Genomic DNA, 17,634 nt, shown 5'->3' on the forward strand with positions numbered 1-17,634 from the left:
GGCTAGTTTTTCGGATGTGACGAAGACGAGGGGCGCTGCCTACCAGTGCGACGTGTGCGGCCACCGGCCGGCCAAGTGGATGGGGCGGTGCCCCGAGTGCGGTGAGTGGGGCTCGATCATCGAGTCCTCACCGCTGGCCGCGCTCGGCCCCACCGCCCTGCGCTCCGTCCAGAGCCGCGCCCCGCTGGAGCCGGCCCGGCCCATCGCCGAGATCAGCGCCAAGCCGGCCCAGGCCCGCCCGACCGGCGTGGCCGAGTTCGACCGGGTGCTCGGCGGCGGCATCGTCCCCGGCGCCGTCGTCCTGCTCGCCGGCGAGCCCGGGGTCGGCAAGTCCACCCTCCTGCTCGACGTCGCCCAGCAGTGGGCCAAGCACAGCGACACCCCGTCCCTCGTCGTCAGCGGCGAGGAGTCGGTGAGCCAGGTCCGTCTGCGCGCCGAGCGCATCGGCGCCCTCCACGAGCGGCTCTATCTGGCCGCCGAGAGCGACCTGGGCGCCGTCTTCGGCCACCTCGACGCCGTCAAGCCCGGGCTGCTCATCCTCGACTCGGTGCAGACCATCTCCGCCCCCGGCACCGACGGCGTCGCGGGCGGCGTCACCCAGGTCCGCGCCGTCACCGCCGCCCTCGTCGCCATCGCCAAGGAGCGCGGCCTCGCCACCGTCCTCGTCGGCCACGTCACCAAGGACGGCAATGTCGCCGGCCCCCGCGTCCTGGAGCACCTCGTCGACGTCGTGCTCAACTTCGAGGGCGACAAGCACTCCTCGCTGCGCATGGTCCGCGGCCTGAAGAACCGCTTCGGCGCCGCCGACGAGGTCGGCTGCTTCGAGATGCACGAGGGCGGCATCACCAGCCTGCCCGACCCGAGCGGCCTGTTCCTCACCCGCTATGCCGACGCCGTCTCCGGCACCTGCGTCTCCGTCGCCATGGAGGGCCGCCGCGCCCTCGTCACCGAGGTGCAGACCCTGATCGGCGCCCAGACCCCAGGCTCCCCCCGCCGCACGGTCAGCGGCCTCGACTCCGCCCGCCTAGCCATGATCATCGCTGTCCTCCAGCAGCGTGCCAAGATCCAGCTCCACGACCGCGAGGTCTATGCCGCCACGGTCGGCGGCCTCCGCGTCACCGAGCCCGCCGTCGACCTGGCCCTGGCCCTCGCCGCCGCCTCCGCCGCCCACGACCTCCCCATGCCCCCCGACCTGGTCGTCATCGGCGAGGTGGGCCTGACCGGCGAGGTCCGCCGCATCGGCGCCGTCCCCCGCCGCCTCGCCGAGGCCGCCCGCCTGGGCTTCCGCTTCGCCCTCGTCCCACCCGGCTGCGGCCCCGCCGCCACCGGCGTCACCCCACCCGGCATGCGGGTCCTGGAGGTCGCCGACGTGCGCACCGCCCTGCATTACGCCGTAAAGGCCTCCAGCGAAGCCGACCCCCGCTGACCCACCCCACCAACCCCATCCCGGCTCGACACGCACCCACGCAACCGCCCCCTCGACCTCCACCGCAGCCACTCACTCAGCCAGCCCCCGCCCAACACCCACAGCCCCCTGACCCACACCGCACCAGCCCACCAATCCAGCCCGGACCGACCCACAGCCACTCAACCAGCCCCGCACCGCACCAGCCCAGCCGCACCGCAGCCAGCACCGCTGCCGGCCGGTCGACCTCTTCTACGGCAGGCCCATCCGCCCCACTTGGTCGCCCGCCCGAAGCAGCACCAGCCGCCTGACACCGCGACCACCCGACCGACTCCACACCAGCTCGCCCGGCACTGCAGCAGCTCACCCGGCTCTGCAGCATCTCGCCCGGCACCACAGCCGGCCGACCACTTCTACGGCTGACCCGCCCACCCCCACTGGCAGACCCGCACCAACCCAGCCGCGCCGCAGCCAGCACCGCAGCCCGTCAACCACGTCAACGGCAGACCCGCGCACGCCCACTGGCCAGACCGCCCGGCACCACAACAGCCCGCCCGGCTCTGCAGCACCCGCCCGGCACCACAGCTGGCCGACCACTGCTACGGCAGACCTGCCCACCCCCACTGGCTGACCAGCACCGCACCACACCAACCCAGCCGCGCCGCAGCCAGCACCGCAGCCCGTTAACCACGTCAACGGCAGACCCGCGCACGCCCACTGGCCAGACCGCCCGGCACCACAACAGCTCGCCCGCCACTGCACGTGCTGCCCACCACCGCGACCACTCGACCCACTCCACACCAGCCCACCCGCGCCCTCAGGCCACCCACCCCACCAATCCAGCCCGGACCGACCGACAGCCGCTCAACCAGCCCCCACCCGCATCACAGCCGGCCAGCCAGCACCGCAGCCGGCCGACCACTGCTACGGCAGACCCGCCCGCCCCCACTGGCCGGCCAGCCCGGCACTACGCCAGCTGCCTGACACCGCAACCGCTCGACCGACTCCGCACCAGCCCACCCGACTTCTTAGCTGCACAGCAGCTCAACCAGCACCGGCACCATCCGACCGACCCCGCAGCAGCCCGCCCGACCCTTGCCTACCCGCTCGGCACCGCCACCAGCCTGCCCGGCACGACGGCCGCTCGTCTGGGCCACAGCGGCTCGACCGGCGCAGTGCTGTAGACCGCCAACGGCACATCACGTGGCAGCACCCCAACCAGCCGTGCGCACCCGAAGGGCCAGGCTCGGGAGACGTTCAGCGACGCGCGGCTCGGCCAATGACCCACGGGCCGTCGACATCCGGTGGCTCGGCGCGTCCGGGCGAACCCGCTGCTCCTCCCTCATCCCATGCGGTTCCGGTACATGACGGCTCGGATAGACGTTGCGCGATCTGCCTCCACTTTAGAGATCATCTTGTGAGTGGATCGCGCAACGTCGATGGCGCAGATGCCACATAGCGGGGCATTGACCAACGTCTGTCGTAGGTGCCGGAAGCCGCCCGGCCAGATGTGCGAGTCAAACGCATTCACGGCACTGCGGCAGGACGGCGGCCGGCCACAGGTTGCGGCGCGCACGCGCGATCCCAGCCACGCGCGAGCGCGGGCTGTGCGTCGCGGAGCGGCGCATTGGGGTGCGGGTGAGAATCCCCGCCGGGACCCGCCGCGAAGCGGTGGGGCGGAAGCACAGCGGTCGGGTGAGAATCCGCGCCGGGACCCGCCGCGACAGCGGTGGGGCGGAAATACAGCTACAGCGGCAGGTGGTTGGCGATGAGGACCTGGTCGGGGGCGAAGGCGGCCAAGGCCGCCAGCCGGCCGTCGGAGGTGCCGGTGAAGTCGCGGAGGCGGACGGCGACGTCGAAGCCGCGGGCGCGCTTCGACGGGGTCTTCGACAGTTCGCGGACGACGTTCTGGTCGAGCCAGCCAGGGTTGGTGCCGGTGCGGTCCAGGCCGGCCCGGAGCCTGACCAGCAGGTACCGCTCGCCGCCGACGTCCATCAGGGCCACCTGCGCGACGCGTGACCACGGCAGGACCAGCGTGCGGACCCAGCCGGGGCGCAGGGTGAGGGCGAAGTGGTTGGCGCCGACCCGGGGGCGGCGCACGACGGCGAGGACGAAGGGGGTGGCGCCGACCGCGGCGAGGGCGACGGTCCACATCGGAAGGTCGGCGAGGGGGTTGTTCGCACCTGACGGGAGGACGTCGGGCTCGTCGGCGAAGAAGCCGCGGACGAGGCCGACGGCGAGTGCGGCGGAGAGCACGTACCAGGCGAGGCTGACCAGTGCGCGGGACGGGAAGCTGCGCCGCCACTCGATCCGCTCGGGACCGGCCACCGGTGGGACCTCACAGACTGAACGCAGACATCAACTTCGATCCATCGGCTGATGGGGTCGGCCCACTCTACGGGTTGGGTCGATACCGCACCAGCACCGGATGTCCGACCATCCGTAGACTGTGCGGGTGCCGATAGACCGCGAGCCCAGCAGGGGCGGTTCCCACACCGGCCTCAACGGGGGTTGGGCCGCCGCAGACCCGCTGCGGGCGACGCTCGCCCTGATGGCGCCGGGGACGGTGCTGCGTGACGGGCTGGAGCGCATCCTCCGGGGGCGCACGGGCGCCCTGATCGTCCTCGGCTACGACAAGGTGGTGGAGCAGATCTGCACCGGCGGGTTCCCGCTGGATGTCGAGTTCTCCGCGACGCGGCTGCGTGAGCTGTGCAAGATGGACGGTGCTGTCGTCCTGTCGAGTGACGGCACGAGAATTGTCCGGGCCGCCGTGCACCTGATGCCGGACCCGACCATCCCGTCGGAGGAGTCGGGGACCCGGCACCGGACGGCCGAGCGGGTGGCGAAGCAGGCGGGGTTCCCGGTGATCTCGGTGAGCCAGTCGATGCGGATCATCGGCCTGTACGTGAACGGCCAGCGGCACGTGCTGGACGACTCGGCCGCGATCCTGTCGAAGGCGAACCAGGCGCTCGCCACGCTGGAGCGGTACAAGCTGCGCCTCGACGAGGTCAGTGGGACGCTCTCGGCGCTGGAGATCGAGGACCTGGTCACGGTCCGCGACGCGGTGGCGGTGGTGCAGCGGCTGGAGATGGTGCGGCGCATCGCGGACGAGATCGCGGGGTATGTGGTCGAGCTCGGCACCGACGGGCGGCTGCTGGCGCTGCAGCTCGAGGAGCTGATGGCGGGCGTGGAGGCCGACCGGACGCTGGTGATCCGCGACTACCTGCCGTCGGGGCGGCGCAGCCGTTCGTCGGACGACGCGCTCGACGAGCTGGACGCGTTGACGGCGACGGAGCTGATCGACCTGGTCGCGGTGGCGAAGTCGCTGGGCTATCCGGGGGCGAGCGACGCCCTGGACGCCGCGGTGTCGCCTCGTGGGTTCCGGTTGCTGGCCAAGGTACCGCGGCTGCCGGCGCTCGTCGTGGACCGGCTGGTCGAGCACTTCGGCAGCCTGCAGCGGCTGCTCGGCGCGACCGTGGAGGACCTACAGGCGGTCGACGGCGTCGGCGACGCCCGTGCCCGCGGCGTCCGGGAGGGCCTGAGCCGCCTGGCCGAGGCCTCGATCCTGGAGCGCTACGTCTAAGCAGCTACGTTCAGGTGAGCTGCACCTGGACCGGCGCGCTCAGCTTGGTGTCGAGGCGGGCCATCAGCTCATACTTGCCGGCCGGCGGCAGCTCCCGGTGCTCGCACCCGTCCTTGGTGGTCTTGCCGTTCCACGTGGTGGAGAACTGGACCTCGATGCCCGGCTTCAGCGTCGTGGGCTGGCTGCCCTTCGGGGCGTCGCAGGCGTCCGACGACCACATCTTGACCGCACCGACCTGCAGGTAGAGCTCCTGATAGTCGGCGCCGACGTCGCGCGTGCACTCCCGGGTCGAGGTGTTCTTGATCTTCAGGAAGAACTTGAGATACGCCCCGCGGAACTGCATCGCCTGCTCGGGCTGCGCCACCAGCGACAGGTCCGTGTCGGCGCAGACCGGCACCGTGGACGTCACGGCGGGCGCGCTCGAAGGCGGTGCGCTGGAGACCGGGTCGCCGGTCGTCGGAGTCTGGATCGTCGGCTCGGCCGCGGCAGGCGTGGCGGTGGGCCCCGTGGAAGCCGGAGCCTTGGTCTGTGCCGATGCCGGGGTTCGCTTCGGGTCCGGTCCGGAGCACTGCACCCACAGCATGAGCACCACGATGAGCAGCGCCCCGCCGAGGATGGCGCGACGCCGCCAGTAAACGCCAGCGGGAAGCGGGCCAACCGTCAGCTTCATGATGCACTCACCGTATCGAGGGAACGGATGGCGAACGGGGCGGCGCGCCGTGTAGACCGCTCAGAGATAGACCTTGCGGGCGTATACGGCATGCGCGCCGGCAACACGATCAAGGAACAGTAACCCAGTGCAATGATCGATCTCGTGCTGTAAAGCCCTCGCCTCGAACGCATCCGTAGTGATCTCGATCTCGTCACCCGTTCCGGGGATCTGGCCGGCGACGACGAGCCGGTTGGCGCGCTTCACGTCGCCGGTGAGGTCGGGCACCGACATGCAGCCCTCGCGGCCCTTCTGCCACTGCGAGGCCTCGACGACCCGCGCGTTGCACAGCACCAGCGTGCCGTGCACGGTGCGGGCCTTCGGGTGGCCGGTGACGTCGACGGCGAAGACCTGCGCGCCGACGCCGACCTGCGGCGCGGCGAGCCCGACGCAGCCGGGCGACACCCGCATCGTGTCGACGAGGTCGGCCGCGAGCTTGACGATGTCGTCGGCGCACGGGTCCACGGCCACGCCGGCCGAGCCCAGCACCTCCGCGGGGGCCTGGACGACCTGCAGGACGGTCACATCAGGTCCGCTTCGCCCGCGCGCAGCGTCGCCTCGACCCCGAGCTCGCCGGCGACCCGCTCGATCGCCTCGGCCAGCTCCGCCATCGGCCCGGGCGCGTCGACCTCGGCCACGACCACGTAGAGGTTGCCGGCCAGACGGGTGGTCAGGTCGGTGATGTTGCCGCCCGCCGCCGCCACGGTACGGCAGAGCGCCGCCACGATCCCCAGCTTGTCCGCGCCGTGGACGGTCAGCACGTAGTGCGCGCCCGAAGGCTCGTCGACCAGGTCCTGGCCCACCTCGCGGACGGTGACCAGCAGCGTCCGGCCGGCGGTCAGCGGCGCGAGCGCCGACTCGACCTCGGCGGCGGACACGGACCCGGCGCAGACCAGGGTCATCGCGAAGTGCCCGCGCAGGCGGGTCATCGTCGAGTCGGTGAGGTTGAGGCCCAGACCGGCGAGGATCTCCGCGACGTCGGCGATGATGCCGGGGCGGTCATGGCCGATGACGGTGACGGCGTACTCGTTCACCTGGCTTATCCTTCCTTATCGCCTCCATCGCCCTCTCACAGACCGTCACCAGTTGGTACGACGCCAACGCCCGGGACCTCCCCTGGCGGCAGCCCGACGCGACGCCGTGGGGCGTGCTGGTCAGCGAGGTCATGCTCCAGCAGACCCAGGTGTCCCGGGTGGACCCCGCCTGGCGCCGCTGGATGGAGCGCTGGCCGACGCCCGCCCATCTGGCCGCCGACCCGCCCGGCGAGGCCATCCGCGCGTGGGACCGCCTCGGCTACCCGCGCCGCGCCCTGCGCCTGCACGCGTGCGCGGTGGCGATCGTGGAGCGGCACGACGGTGTCGTCCCCGACGACGTCGACGCGCTGCTCGCGCTGCCCGGCATCGGCATGTACACGGCCCGGGCGGTCGCCGCGTTCGCGTTCCGCCAGCGCCACCCGGTCGTGGACACCAACGTCCGCCGGGTCGTCGCGCGGATCGTCGACGGCGTCGCCGACGGCGGACCGGCCACCACCCCCGCCGACCTGCGCGCCGTCGAGGTGCTGCTGCCCGAGGACCACGAGGCGGCGGCCCGCGCCTCGGTCGCGTTCATGGAGCTCGGCGCCGTGATCTGCACCGCCCGCGCACCACGCTGCGAGCAGTGCCCGATGGCCGGCGTCTGTGCCTGGCGCATCGCCGGGGCGCCGGCGTCCACTGGCCCGAGCCGGCGCACCCAGCGGTACCACGGAACCGACCGCCATGTGCGGGGCCTTCTGCTCGCCGTGCTGCGCGCCAGCGACGACCCGGTGCCCGCGGCGCGGCTCGACCTCGTCTGGGACGACGAGGTGCAGCGCGGCCGGGCGCTGGCCGGGCTGATCGAGGACGGGCTGGTCCGCGAGCGGGGTGGGACGTTCACGCTGCCCGGGTGAGGCGAGGGTTGCAGCCGGTTCAGCTGGTTTTTCCCACACTTTTCGGGACTCCCCTCACGTGCCCGCATGGATAGGCTCACGGCGTGCTCATCCCTCGCCTCAGGGCACGCCGGATCGCCGCGGCGGTCCTCGCCGTCGCGACGCTCGCGGGCTGTGCCGCGTCGAAGCCTGACCATCCGAAGTGGACGGACACCGCCGCCCCGCCGCCGGCGGTCGCCTCCAGCGCCGTCGCGGCGTCGCCGGCCTCGTCCGAAGCGGCCCCGCCGTCGGCCTCGCCCGCCGCGAAGCCCTCGAAGACGCAGGCCACCACCACCGCGGCGGCACCACCCGCCGGCGTCAACTACGGTGACCGGCTGCCGAAGTTCGACCGCGCCCCGAAGGCCGACAAGGTCCACCTGCCGGAGGGCAACCTCGCGGCGTACTACTCCCGCATCCCGACCGACCAGCCCGTCGCGTTCATCACCATCGACGACGGCCAGGTCAAGCGCCCCGAGGCCCTCGACCTGATCAAGCAGGCCGGCGTGCCCGTCACGCTGTTCCTCATGATCGACGCGATCAGGAACGACCCGCAGTACTTCAAGCGCCTCCAGGACGCCGGCGCCGTCATCGAGGCGCACACGGTCACCCACCAGAGCCTGCGCGGCAAGTCGTACAACGTCCAGCGCAAGGAGATCTGCGACTCCGCGGACAAGCTCGGCAACTGGTACGGCCGCCGCCCGGTCCTCTTCCGCCCGCCGTACGGCGAGAAGGACGACACGACGCTGAAGGCCTCCCACGACTGCGGCATGCACGCCGCCTTCTTCTGGAAGGAAACCGTCGACAAGGGCATCGTCCGCTACCAGCAGGGCAACACGGTCCAGCGCGGCGACATCATCCTGATGCACTTCCGCGACCGGTTCGTCGACGACTTCATCGCCGCCCTCCAGGCCATCAAGGCCGCCGGCCTCACCCCGGCCCTGCTGGAGGACTACATTCCCTGAAACGCCTCCAGCAGCGCCTGCCGTTCGGCCTCAGCGAGCGGCAGCCGCTGCTGGATCGTTTTCCGCAGCGGCTCCGGTACTACGAAAGCCTCCTTCTCCGCACGGGCCGGCACCACGAGCGGCGGCACCGCGCCCCACTCCTCCGCCAGCCCCAGGACATCCGCCCGCCCGGCGTCCACCGCCGGCAGGTACGCGAGCCGCCGCACGAGCTCCCGCTCCCCCGCGTCCAGCACCCCGACCAGCGCGCCGACGAGATGCTCCTGCAGCCCCCCGTCGACCCGCGCCAGCTGCCGCAGGCTGCCCGCCCGCTCCGCCTGCGGCACCCGCGCCAGCCACGCCGCCGCCAGCCCGACGAGCCCGGGCCATCCCCCCGTCAACAGATGCAGGTCAGGCGCCAGCCTGTCGGCCCCCGCCGCATCCGCCAGCGCCGCCGCCAGCGCCTGATACGTCTCATCCTCGCCGAACGCCAGGTGCCCCGCCCCCAACCGGTCCACCGCGGCCACCGGAATCGGCTCCCTGCCACTGAGCACCAACGGCACCACCCCGACCCGCGCGACCACCCACCCCCACCCAGCACCCCCGACCTCAAGCCGCTCCACCCCGTCAACCACGACGAGGGCACCCGGAGGCACCTCAGCCGGCAGTTCTTCCGCCTGTACGAGCACCGCCCCCCGCCGCTCGGCCCACTGCCCCAGCAGGATGCTCTTCCCCGCCCCGCTCCCCGCCACCACCACAACCACCGGCGCCCCTGCCGCCCTGTCGCTCCCAGCCTCCTGCCCCGCCTCGGCCCTCTCACTCAGCCCCTGCCCGGGCAACGTGCCAGACCGCTCCGGCGCGAGACCGGCGTCCGGGTCGGCAGGTCGGCGTGGCCGCTCCCGGTCCGGCGCGAGGCCGGCGTCCCGGTCGGCAGCTCGGTGGGCCTGCTCCCGGCCTGGTTCGTCGAACGCCCTGTCGAGCCGCGCGAGCAACCCCGTCCGGACGATCGGCCGCGGCGCGACCGGCCGCCCGAAGCGCGCCGCCCCGAAGTCCCGCCACCACCCACTCACGCCAGGCAACGTAACCCGCCGACCGCCCCCACGAACCCTCGACATGTCACTCTTCGCCACCAACCCCACCCAGCCGCGTGAACCATCCCCGCAACATGCCCCCACGACGCCACCGACAATCAATGCCCGGATCGTGCCGCCACCAAGACCGGCCCTCCTTCGCCCACCGCACGATTGAGTTGGTCGAAGGACGGATCTGGCTGCCCCCACGACCAGTCCTCTCCTTCGATCACGCCGCTGACGACCCCGCAATGTGGGGGGTTGATGGAAAGACGGACGGATCTGGCCACCGCACCGGCGGACGCCACACCGTTGAATTTGATCGAAGGACGGATCTGGCTGCCATCACGACCGGTTTCGTCCTTCGATCACCACATCCGCTGGACGCCGGCGCGCTGGGCGCAGCCGGAATGCGCGACGAACTTTGCCTGATGGCGCTGGTTCAAAGAGAACACCGCACGAATTCGGTCGCGGTGGAATGCCAAGGTTCCAGTAGGAAGTGGTCAGCACGCGAGGTGGACGGCGGTGCGTGGCTGAACAAACTGCACGACAACGGCGCCGGCGGGAGAGCGGTGGTCGCAAGAACGGAACCGCACGAAACGGGAAAGGCCCCCGTCCTGAGTGGACGGGGGCCTTTCGCGTGGTGCCGGGTCAGGCTGCGGACTCCTCGGCGGAGCCGCCCTTGGTCAGCTCGGCGGGGACGGCGTCCGGGACTGCGCCCGGGCGGTCGGCGCCGTTGAAGACCAGCTTGGCCTTCTCGAACTGGGCCGGGTCGCCTTCGCAGTCGATGACGACGATCTGGCCCGGGCGGAGCTCGTTGAACAGGATGCGCTCGGAGAGCGAGTCCTCGATCTCGCGCTGGATGGTCCGGCGCAGCGGCCGGGCCCCCAGGACCGGGTCATAGCCCTTGTTCGCCAGGAACTTCTTGGCGTTGTCGGTCAGCTCGAGGCCCATGTCCTTGTTGCGCAGCTGGGACTCGATGCGGGCGATCATCAGGTCGACGATGCCCAGGATCTGGTCCTGCATGAGCTGGTGGAAGACGATCGTGTCGTCGATGCGGTTGAGGAACTCCGGGCGGAAGTGCTGCTTCAGCTCGTCGTTGACCTTGATCTTCATGCGCTCGTAGTTGGACTCGTTGTCCTCCGACGCCTGGAAGCCCAGGGACACGGCCTTGGCCACGTCACGGGTGCCCAGGTTGGTGGTCAGGATGATCACCGTGTTCTTGAAGTCCACGATGCGGCCCTGACCGTCGGTGAGACGGCCGTCCTCCAGGATCTGCAGGAGCGTGTTGAAGACGTCCGGGTGGGCCTTCTCGATCTCGTCGAAGAGGACCACCGAGAACGGCCGGCGGCGGACCTTCTCGGTCAGCTGGCCGCCCTCGTCGTAACCGACATACCCGGGAGGCGCACCGACGAGGCGCGACACCGTGTAGCGGTCGTGGAACTCGGACATGTCGAGCTGGATCAGCGCGTCCTCGGAGCCGAAGAGGAACTCGGCGAGCGCCTTGGACAGCTCCGTCTTCCCGACGCCGGACGGGCCGGCGAAGATGAACGAGCCGGAGGGGCGCTTCGGGTCCTTCAGGCCGGCCCGGGTGCGCCGGATGGCCTTCGAGACCGCCTTGACCGCGTCGTCCTGGCCGACGAGGCGCTTGTGCAGCTCGTCCTCCATGCGCAGGAGGCGGGCCGTCTCCTCCTCGGTCAGCTTGTAGACCGGGATGCCGGTCCAGTTCGCCAGGACCTCGGCGATCTGCTCGTCGTCGACCTCGGACACGACGTCGAGGTCGCCGGCCTTCCACTCCTTCTCGCGCTGCGCCTTCTGCCCGAGCAGCTGCTTCTCCTTGTCGCGCAGCTGCGCGGCCCGCTCGAAGTCCTGCGCGTCGATCGCGGACTCCTTGTCGCGGCGCACCTGGGCGATGCGCTCGTCGAAGTCGCGCAGGTCTGGCGGCGCGGTCATCCGGCGGATGCGCATCCGCGCGCCGGCCTCGTCGATCAGGTCGATCGCCTTGTCCGGCAGGAAGCGGTCGGAGATGTAGCGGTCGGCCAGCGTCGCGGCGGCCACCAGGGCGGCGTCGGTGATCGTCACCCGGTGGTGCGCCTCGTAGCGGTCGCGCAGGCCCTTGAGGATCTCGATGGTGTGCGCCAGCGACGGCTCACCCACCTGGATCGGCTGGAAGCGGCGCTCAAGCGCGGCGTCCTTCTCGAGGTGCTTGCGGTATTCGTCGAGGGTGGTGGCGCCGATGGTCTGGAGCTCACCACGGGCCAGCATCGGCTTGAGGATCGACGCGGCGTCGATCGCGCCCTCGGCGGCACCCGCACCGACGAGCGTGTGGATCTCGTCGATGAACAGGATGATGTCGCCGCGGGTGCGGATCTCCTTGAGCACCTTCTTCAGGCGCTCCTCGAAGTCACCGCGGTAGCGCGAACCGGCGACGAGGGCACCGAGGTCGAGCGTGTAGAGCTGCTTGTCCTTGAGCGTCTCGGGCACCTCGCCCTTGATGATCCGCTGGGACAAGCCCTCGACCACGGCGGTCTTGCCGACGCCCGGCTCGCCGATCAGCACCGGGTTGTTCTTGGTGCGGCGGGACAGGACCTGCATGACCCGCTCGATTTCCTTCTCGCGCCCGATGACCGGGTCGAGCTTGCCCTCGCGGGCGGCCTGGGTGAGGTTTCGACCGAACTGGTCGAGCACCAGGCTGGTCGACGGAGCAGCCTCGCCGGGGGCACCGGTGCCGGCGGCGGCCGGCTCCTTGCCCTGGTAGCCGGAGAGCAGCTGGATGACCTGCTGGCGGACCCGGTTGAGGTCGGCGCCGAGCTTCACGAGGACCTGGGCGGCCACGCCCTCACCCTCGCGGATCAGACCCAGCAGGATGTGCTCCGTGCCGATGTAGTTGTGCCCGAGCTGCAGCGCCTCGCGCAGGGACAGCTCCAGCACCTTCTTGGCTCGTGGCGTGAACGGAATGTGCCCGCTCGGCGCCTGCTGCCCCTGGCCGATGATCTCCTCGACCTGCTGGCGGACTCCCTCCAGCGAGATGCCGAGGCTCTCGAGCGCCTTGGCCGCCACGCCCTCACCCTCGTGGATGAGGCCGAGCAGGATGTGCTCGGTGCCGATGTAGTTGTGGTTGAGCATCCGGGCTTCTTCCTGCGCCAGGACGACAACCCGTCGTGCTCGGTCGGTGAACCGCTCGAACATCCCTGCTCCTTCACGTGCCGTGTCCGTCGCCGCCGCCCCTGCCGCGGAACCCCTCGAGGGGGTCGCCACGCCGAAGCTCTGTCGGACGCCAACGTGACCGTGCCATCACTCTATCGCCGTAGGCCGACACATTGCGGGTGTGCGCCATTGCCGCACCCCACCATCGGACCATGTCGGAGTCGTTGCGTGGTACTTGTCTACCCGCCGGGGACGCGTGTACCCGGCGCTTTTGCTCAACGCGAGCATCCGTCGCCGTGTTCCTGCTGGCGAGCCCGTACGCCAAGAGCGAAATCGACGCACCATGCAAGTCACCCACCGTAGCAAGTTGGCTACGATGGGTGAAAGGCGCTGAAAGAACCCCAAAACGACCGCTCAGGCCGAAACCGGTCAACGAGCGCTAACGGCCGGCCTCGGCGTTGTAGCGGTCCACGATTTCCTGCTTGATGCGGCCCCGGTCGGAGACCTTGATGCCCTTGTTCTGAGCCCATTCCCGAATCGCCTTGTTCTGCTCGCGATCGGCGGCTGCCCCACCGCGGCCGCGGGCACTGGCGGCGCGCCCTCCGACCACGACGCCACCCCGGCCGACCTTGGTCGCCGCACCGAGGAACGGCCCGAACGCGTCACGCAGCTTCGTCGCGTTCTTCTTCGAGAGGTCGATCTCATACTGAACGCCGTCCAGCGCGAACTTCACGGTCTCGTCGGCGTCCCCGCCGTCGATGTCGTCGACCAGCACGTGGATGGTCCGCTTGGCCACTGTCGTATTCCCTTCGAGGAAGCTCACCCCGCGTTGTGCGAATGCAAAGATAACGCAATCAGGGTCCGCTTCGTCAACGGTACGCCGAAACTACCGCTACCGCACCAGCGGAAAGACACCGCGTTTCCCGAATGCCGGGCGCGACGGGCCGCACGCCAACGCGATCGATTCCCATCACACGCCTGCCGCCGGTGGCATTCCGTACTCCATCACGCGCGGTTAGTTCCCGATCAGGCATCCGCACCCGGCACGCACACCGCAGCCAGGGCCGCAGGCAAGGAAGACAGGGCCTCGGAATCGGATAGGGCGATACGCCGACGCAAATCCGTGTCCGTCGCATTGCTATGCGTGACGAATGGCAGGTGCAGCACCACCTTGCACAACTGCAACATGGCGGCTGCAGGTAGCAGAGGCCAACAGCCGCCCAGAGAGAGCCATGCGTGCCCGGCCGGCCAATTCCGCGTTTTACGGCGCGACCTCGCAACTTCGGATTCGGTACTTTTGGCGGCGTGGATTTCGCAGCACATGCCTCCTCGTTCGGAGCGGCCGCCGACCTGTACGACCGCATCCGCCCCCGGTACCCGCGCGAGGCCCTGCAATGGGCGATACCGGAAAAATCCGAAATCTGCGATCTTGGTGCGGGCACCGGCATCCTGACCCGCCAGCTCCGCGACCTGGGCCATCACACCATCGCCGTCGAGCCGGACGACAAGATGCGCGCCAAGATCCCCGGGGAAGCCCGCAAGGGTGACGCCACCCACATCCCCCTGCCGGACGCGTCCGTCGACGTCGTCACCGCCGGGCAGGCCTACCACTGGTTCTACGGCGAGCCGGCGCACGCCGAGATCGCCCGCGTCCTCCGGCCCGGCGGCCGCTTCGTCCCGATCTGGAACATCCGCGACGAGCGCGTCCCCTGGGTCGCCGAGTCCTCCACCCTCTTCGACGGCGCCCGCGAGCGCGACGCGTTCGACGAGACGGCCGTGCAGGACTTCGGCCCCCTCTTCGGCCCAGTGGAGCGGGGGACGTTCGAGTGGAGCGCCACCCACACGAGGGAGTCGTTCCTGGAGCTGGTCAAGTCCCGCAGCTACTACCTGGTCTCGGGCGACGAGGCGCGGCGACGGCTCGAGGAGCAGCTGCTGGAGGTGCTGCCGCGGACCGAGGAGTTCGAACTGCCGTACGTGACCTACGCGTACATCGGCCGCAAACGCTAACCGCGGTTGCGGTCGAAGATCAGTCGCAGCCCGATCAGGGTGAGCATCGGCTCGTGGTGCGTGACCGTGGCGGACTCGCCGATCACGATCGGGGCCAGGCCACCGGTCGCGACGACCGCCTTCACCGGGACGCCCAGCTCCGCGGTGACGCCCCGCACGATGCCGTCGACCTGCCCGGCGAAGCCGTAGACGACGCCGGACTGCAGGCACTCGACCGTGTTCTTGCCGATCACCCGCGGCGGCTTGACCAGCTCCACCTTGCGCAGTTGGGCGGCGCGGGCCGCGAGGGCGTCCACGGAGATCTCGATGCCGGGCGCCAGCACGCCGCCGAGGAACTCCCCGCGGGCGGAGACGACGTCGAAGTTGGTCGACGTGCCGAAGTCCACGACGATCGACGGGCCGCCGAAGAGCGTGAAGGCGGCCAGGGTGTTCGCGACCCGGTCGGTGCCGACCTCCTTCGGGTTGTCGATCGCCAGCTGGACACCCGTCCGCACGCCCGGCTCGACGATCACGGTCGGGACGCCCAGGTAGTACCGCTGCAGCATCGTGCGCAGGGAGCGCAGGGCCGCGGGGACGGTCGAGCAGGCCGCGATGCCGGTCAGCGACACGGCGTCGGTGGCGAGCAGCCCCCGGTAGAGCAGGCCGAGCTCGTCGGCGGTGGCCCTCGCGTCGGTCTTGATCCGCCACGAGTGGACCAGCTTCTCGCCCTCGAACGTGGCGAGCACCGTGTTGGTGTTTCCGATGTCGATGCACAGCAGCACGTGGTGAGCCTAACGAAAGGCCCGCCAGCGGCGGGGTGAGCCTGGTCATCTACGATCCGGTTCCCATGATGCCGACGGCCCGCACGCTGCTCGCGCTCCTCCCGCTGGCGGCGCTGGTGTTCACCGCGTTCGCGCTGCGTCCGGGCAGTCTGGACGCCCGCCAGGCGGTCATCCGCGCGGCGGCCACGGTGGCGGGCGTCACGGTCGTCTTCGTCGAGCTGCTGTCGCTCGCGGGGTTGATCACGACCTGGCCGGTGATCGTCTACTGGGTGCTCTTCGCCGGCGTGTCGGCCTTCTTCGCCAGGCGCCACCTGCACGTCCCCCACCTTGTCCTGCGAAACTGGGACAAGGTGCTGCTGTCAGCGTTTGCGGCGTTGGTACTGGCTGAGCTGGTCCTCGCGCTGGCCCACTCGCCGAACAACTACGACTCGAACCACTATCACCTCACGAAGATCGAGCACTGGATCGCCGACGGCGACCTGGCCCCCTACGCCACGGTCCAGAACCAGCAGATCATCCTGGTCCCGGGCGCGGAGTACCTGCTGCTGCAGGCTCGGCTGCTGACCGGGGACGACTCGCTGTACAACCTGCTGCAGTGGGGCGTGTCGCTGCTGGCCGCCGTCGCCGTCTCCCGCTGCGCCGCCCAGCTCGGCGTCGGCCGCCTCGGCCAGCTCATCGCCGCCGCCGTCCTGCTCACCGCCCCGGCGGTCGCCCTGGAGGCCACCAGCACCCAGAACGACCTCGTCGTCACCGCGTGGGTCGCCTGCGCCGCCAGCCTCGCGCTCGACGGCGCCCGCCGGGTCGCCACCGCCGGCGACGTCCTGACCCTCGCCACGGTCGCCGGCCTCACCGCCGTCACCAAGTCGACCGGCCTCATGCCGCTCGCCCCGATCCTCGTCTTCTGGGGCATCTGCCAGCTCCGTCTCCGGCCGGCGCGGTCCGCGGTGACGTCCGAGGCTCCCGTGCCCTCAGACGGGCCCTCAGACGGGCCTTCAGACGGGCCTTCAGGCGGGCTTTCGGACGGGCTTTCAGACAGGGCGGGCGGCCGGACCGGGCAGTGGCTGCGCACCGCCGGCGCCGGCCTGGCGATCGTCGCCGGCATGGTCGTGCTCGCCGGGCCGGCCATGCTGCGCGTCAACGACGCGTTCGGCTCGCCGCTCGGGCCGCCCGGCTACAGCGCCTCGCTGTCCACGGAGCGCAAGGACCCGCCGGCCGTGCTGGTCAACGGCCTGCGCCTGGCCGCCTCCACGCTCACCACACCGTTCCCGGCGGTCAACGGCGTGGTCAGCGACGCCGTCATCGCCGTCGCGGACGTCGTGGGCGTCAACCCCAACGACCCGAAGATCACCCAGTGGCGGAGCGTCTTCCCCGGCACGCGCTGGAAGCCGGACGAGGACCGCTCGCCGTACCCCGTCCAGTCCGCGCTGATCCTGAGCGCCCTCGTCGTCACGCTGGTCTGGCGGCGGCTGCCCCCGCTGCTGAGGGGCTACGCGGTCATGGTGCTCGGCGCGTTCGTCATGACCGCCGCGGTCGTCAAGTGGCAGGACTGGGGCAACCGGCTGATCCTGCCCGCGTTCGCGCTCGGCGCGCCGCTCGCCGGCTACTGGGCCGACCGCCTGCGCACCCACCGCGCCACCGCGGCCGCGCTCGTCGTCGTCATGGCGGCGGCGTTCGCGGCCGGTGGGATCTCCGTCGCGTACGGGCAGCCCCGCCGCCTCGTCGGCCAGGGCTCCGTCTTCACCCTCACCGACTGGCAGGAGCGCTTCGTCCGGCTGCCCGACCAGGCGGTGCCGTACCAGCAGGCGATCGACGCGATCAAGGCCAGCGGCGTCCGGCGGGTCGGCCTGGTCATGGACGGGGACCTGTGGGAGTACCCGCTGCAGATCTCCCTGCCGGACGTCGAGCTGGTCGCGGTCGAGTCGGTGATCCCGTCCGCCCCGCCCGCACCGGTCTCGTCGGTGCAGGCGATCGTGTGCGTCTCCGGCGTCGAGCGCTGCGCCGCGGTGGTCCCGCCGGCGTGGAAGGTCCAGCGGTTCTCCGCGCTGGTCGCCGTCGCGTTCCCCGCGTAGGGG

At 70.9% G+C, this 17,634-nt stretch carries 15 protein-coding genes; 7 read left to right on the forward strand and 8 right to left on the reverse strand.

Annotated elements, in window-relative coordinates; all coding sequences use genetic code 11:
- The first annotated feature begins 16 nt into the window (after positions 1-16).
- The gene (gene radA / locus ABZ321_RS04725; protein WP_344509137.1) at positions 17-1,426 is read left to right on the forward strand and encodes a DNA repair protein RadA; all 1,410 of its coding nucleotides are present in this window, start codon (positions 17-19) and stop codon (positions 1,424-1,426) included.
- Positions 1,427-3,151: 1,725 nt separating this feature from the next.
- On the opposite strand, the gene ABZ321_RS04730 is transcribed toward radA, so the two are convergent.
- Positions 3,152-3,733 carry a hypothetical protein gene (locus ABZ321_RS04730; protein ID WP_344509135.1) on the reverse strand — a complete coding sequence of 194 codons (582 nt, stop codon included), beginning with the start codon at positions 3,731-3,733 and terminating at the stop codon, positions 3,152-3,154.
- Between the two features lie 133 nt (positions 3,734-3,866).
- Between ABZ321_RS04730 and disA the strand changes: the two genes are divergently transcribed.
- Positions 3,867-4,988, forward strand: a complete 1,122-nt coding sequence (gene disA, locus ABZ321_RS04735; RefSeq protein WP_344509373.1) for a DNA integrity scanning diadenylate cyclase DisA — start codon at positions 3,867-3,869, stop codon at positions 4,986-4,988.
- Positions 4,989-4,998: 10 nt separating this feature from the next.
- Here the strand turns inward: disA and ABZ321_RS04740 are convergent, their stop codons facing one another.
- From ABZ321_RS04740 to ABZ321_RS04750, 3 genes are read right to left on the reverse strand one after another with little or no spacing between them, the layout of a single operon-like run.
- The gene (locus tag ABZ321_RS04740) at positions 4,999-5,658 is read right to left on the reverse strand and encodes a hypothetical protein (protein ID WP_354889400.1); all 660 of its coding nucleotides are present in this window, start codon (positions 5,656-5,658) and stop codon (positions 4,999-5,001) included.
- A gap of 60 nt (positions 5,659-5,718) precedes the next feature.
- Positions 5,719-6,222, reverse strand: coding sequence for a peptide deformylase (locus ABZ321_RS04745; protein WP_354889402.1), 504 nt, complete (start codon positions 6,220-6,222; stop codon positions 5,719-5,721).
- A complete protein-coding gene (locus ABZ321_RS04750; protein WP_344509131.1) occupies positions 6,219-6,731 on the reverse strand; it encodes an ACT domain-containing protein in 513 nt (170 codons plus the stop codon). The genes ABZ321_RS04745 and ABZ321_RS04750 overlap by 4 nt, the downstream gene beginning before the upstream one ends.
- Before the next feature lie 17 nt (positions 6,732-6,748).
- On the opposite strand from ABZ321_RS04750, the gene ABZ321_RS04755 reads away from it, so the two are divergent.
- Positions 6,749-7,621, forward strand: coding sequence for an A/G-specific adenine glycosylase (locus tag ABZ321_RS04755; RefSeq protein WP_354889704.1), 873 nt, complete (start codon positions 6,749-6,751; stop codon positions 7,619-7,621).
- Between the two features lie 83 nt (positions 7,622-7,704).
- Positions 7,705-8,601, forward strand: a complete 897-nt coding sequence (locus ABZ321_RS04760; RefSeq protein WP_344509127.1) for a polysaccharide deacetylase family protein — start codon at positions 7,705-7,707, stop codon at positions 8,599-8,601.
- Here the strand turns inward: ABZ321_RS04760 and ABZ321_RS04765 are convergent.
- Entirely contained in the window at positions 8,589-9,647 is a 1,059-nt protein-coding gene (locus ABZ321_RS04765; protein ID WP_354889403.1) for a hypothetical protein, read from the reverse strand. The two genes, ABZ321_RS04760 and ABZ321_RS04765, sit on opposite strands and share 13 nt — an antisense overlap.
- Before the next feature lie 264 nt (positions 9,648-9,911).
- Between ABZ321_RS04765 and ABZ321_RS04770 the strand changes: the two genes are divergently transcribed.
- Positions 9,912-10,079, forward strand: a complete 168-nt coding sequence (locus tag ABZ321_RS04770) for a hypothetical protein (protein ID WP_344509123.1) — start codon at positions 9,912-9,914, stop codon at positions 10,077-10,079.
- A 219-nt stretch (positions 10,080-10,298) separates the two neighbouring features.
- On the opposite strand, the gene ABZ321_RS04775 is transcribed toward ABZ321_RS04770, so the two are convergent.
- Both ABZ321_RS04775 and ABZ321_RS04780 read right to left on the reverse strand, forming a co-directional pair.
- Positions 10,299-12,836 carry an ATP-dependent Clp protease ATP-binding subunit gene (locus ABZ321_RS04775; protein WP_344509121.1) on the reverse strand — a complete coding sequence of 846 codons (2,538 nt, stop codon included), beginning with the start codon at positions 12,834-12,836 and terminating at the stop codon, positions 10,299-10,301.
- Positions 12,837-13,233: 397 nt separating this feature from the next.
- Positions 13,234-13,590 carry an Lsr2 family protein gene (locus tag ABZ321_RS04780; RefSeq protein WP_033363218.1) on the reverse strand — a complete coding sequence of 119 codons (357 nt, stop codon included), beginning with the start codon at positions 13,588-13,590 and terminating at the stop codon, positions 13,234-13,236.
- A gap of 509 nt (positions 13,591-14,099) precedes the next feature.
- Between ABZ321_RS04780 and ABZ321_RS04785 the strand changes: the two genes are divergently transcribed.
- A complete protein-coding gene (locus ABZ321_RS04785; protein ID WP_344509119.1) occupies positions 14,100-14,801 on the forward strand; it encodes a class I SAM-dependent methyltransferase in 702 nt (233 codons plus the stop codon).
- On the opposite strand, the gene ABZ321_RS04790 is transcribed toward ABZ321_RS04785, so the two are convergent.
- The gene (locus tag ABZ321_RS04790) at positions 14,798-15,562 is read right to left on the reverse strand and encodes a type III pantothenate kinase (protein WP_354889406.1); all 765 of its coding nucleotides are present in this window, start codon (positions 15,560-15,562) and stop codon (positions 14,798-14,800) included. The genes ABZ321_RS04785 and ABZ321_RS04790 overlap by 4 nt on opposite strands.
- 65 nt (positions 15,563-15,627) lie before the next feature.
- On the opposite strand from ABZ321_RS04790, the gene ABZ321_RS04795 reads away from it, so the two are divergent.
- Positions 15,628-17,631, forward strand: a complete 2,004-nt coding sequence (locus ABZ321_RS04795) for a hypothetical protein (RefSeq protein WP_354889408.1) — start codon at positions 15,628-15,630, stop codon at positions 17,629-17,631.
- The last annotated feature ends 3 nt before the right edge of the window (positions 17,632-17,634 follow it).

It is taken from the genome of Dactylosporangium sp. NPDC006015, assembly GCF_040614215.1.
GTDB classification, from domain to species: Bacteria; Actinomycetota; Actinomycetes; order Mycobacteriales; family Micromonosporaceae; genus Dactylosporangium; species Dactylosporangium maewongense.

Excerpts from the sequence above, each read along its gene's own strand:
- ABZ321_RS04740 (WP_354889400.1), bottom strand. The coding sequence starts at position 5,658 with ATGAAGCTGACGGTTGGCCCGCTTCCCGCTGGCGTTTACTGGCGGCGT.
- ABZ321_RS04795 (WP_354889408.1), top strand. The coding sequence starts at position 15,628 with ATGATGCCGACGGCCCGCACGCTGCTCGCGCTCCTCCCGCTGGCGGCG.
- ABZ321_RS04775 (WP_344509121.1), bottom strand. The coding sequence starts at position 12,836 with ATGTTCGAGCGGTTCACCGACCGAGCACGACGGGTTGTCGTCCTGGCG.
- ABZ321_RS04770 (WP_344509123.1), top strand. The coding sequence starts at position 9,912 with ATGGAAAGACGGACGGATCTGGCCACCGCACCGGCGGACGCCACACCG.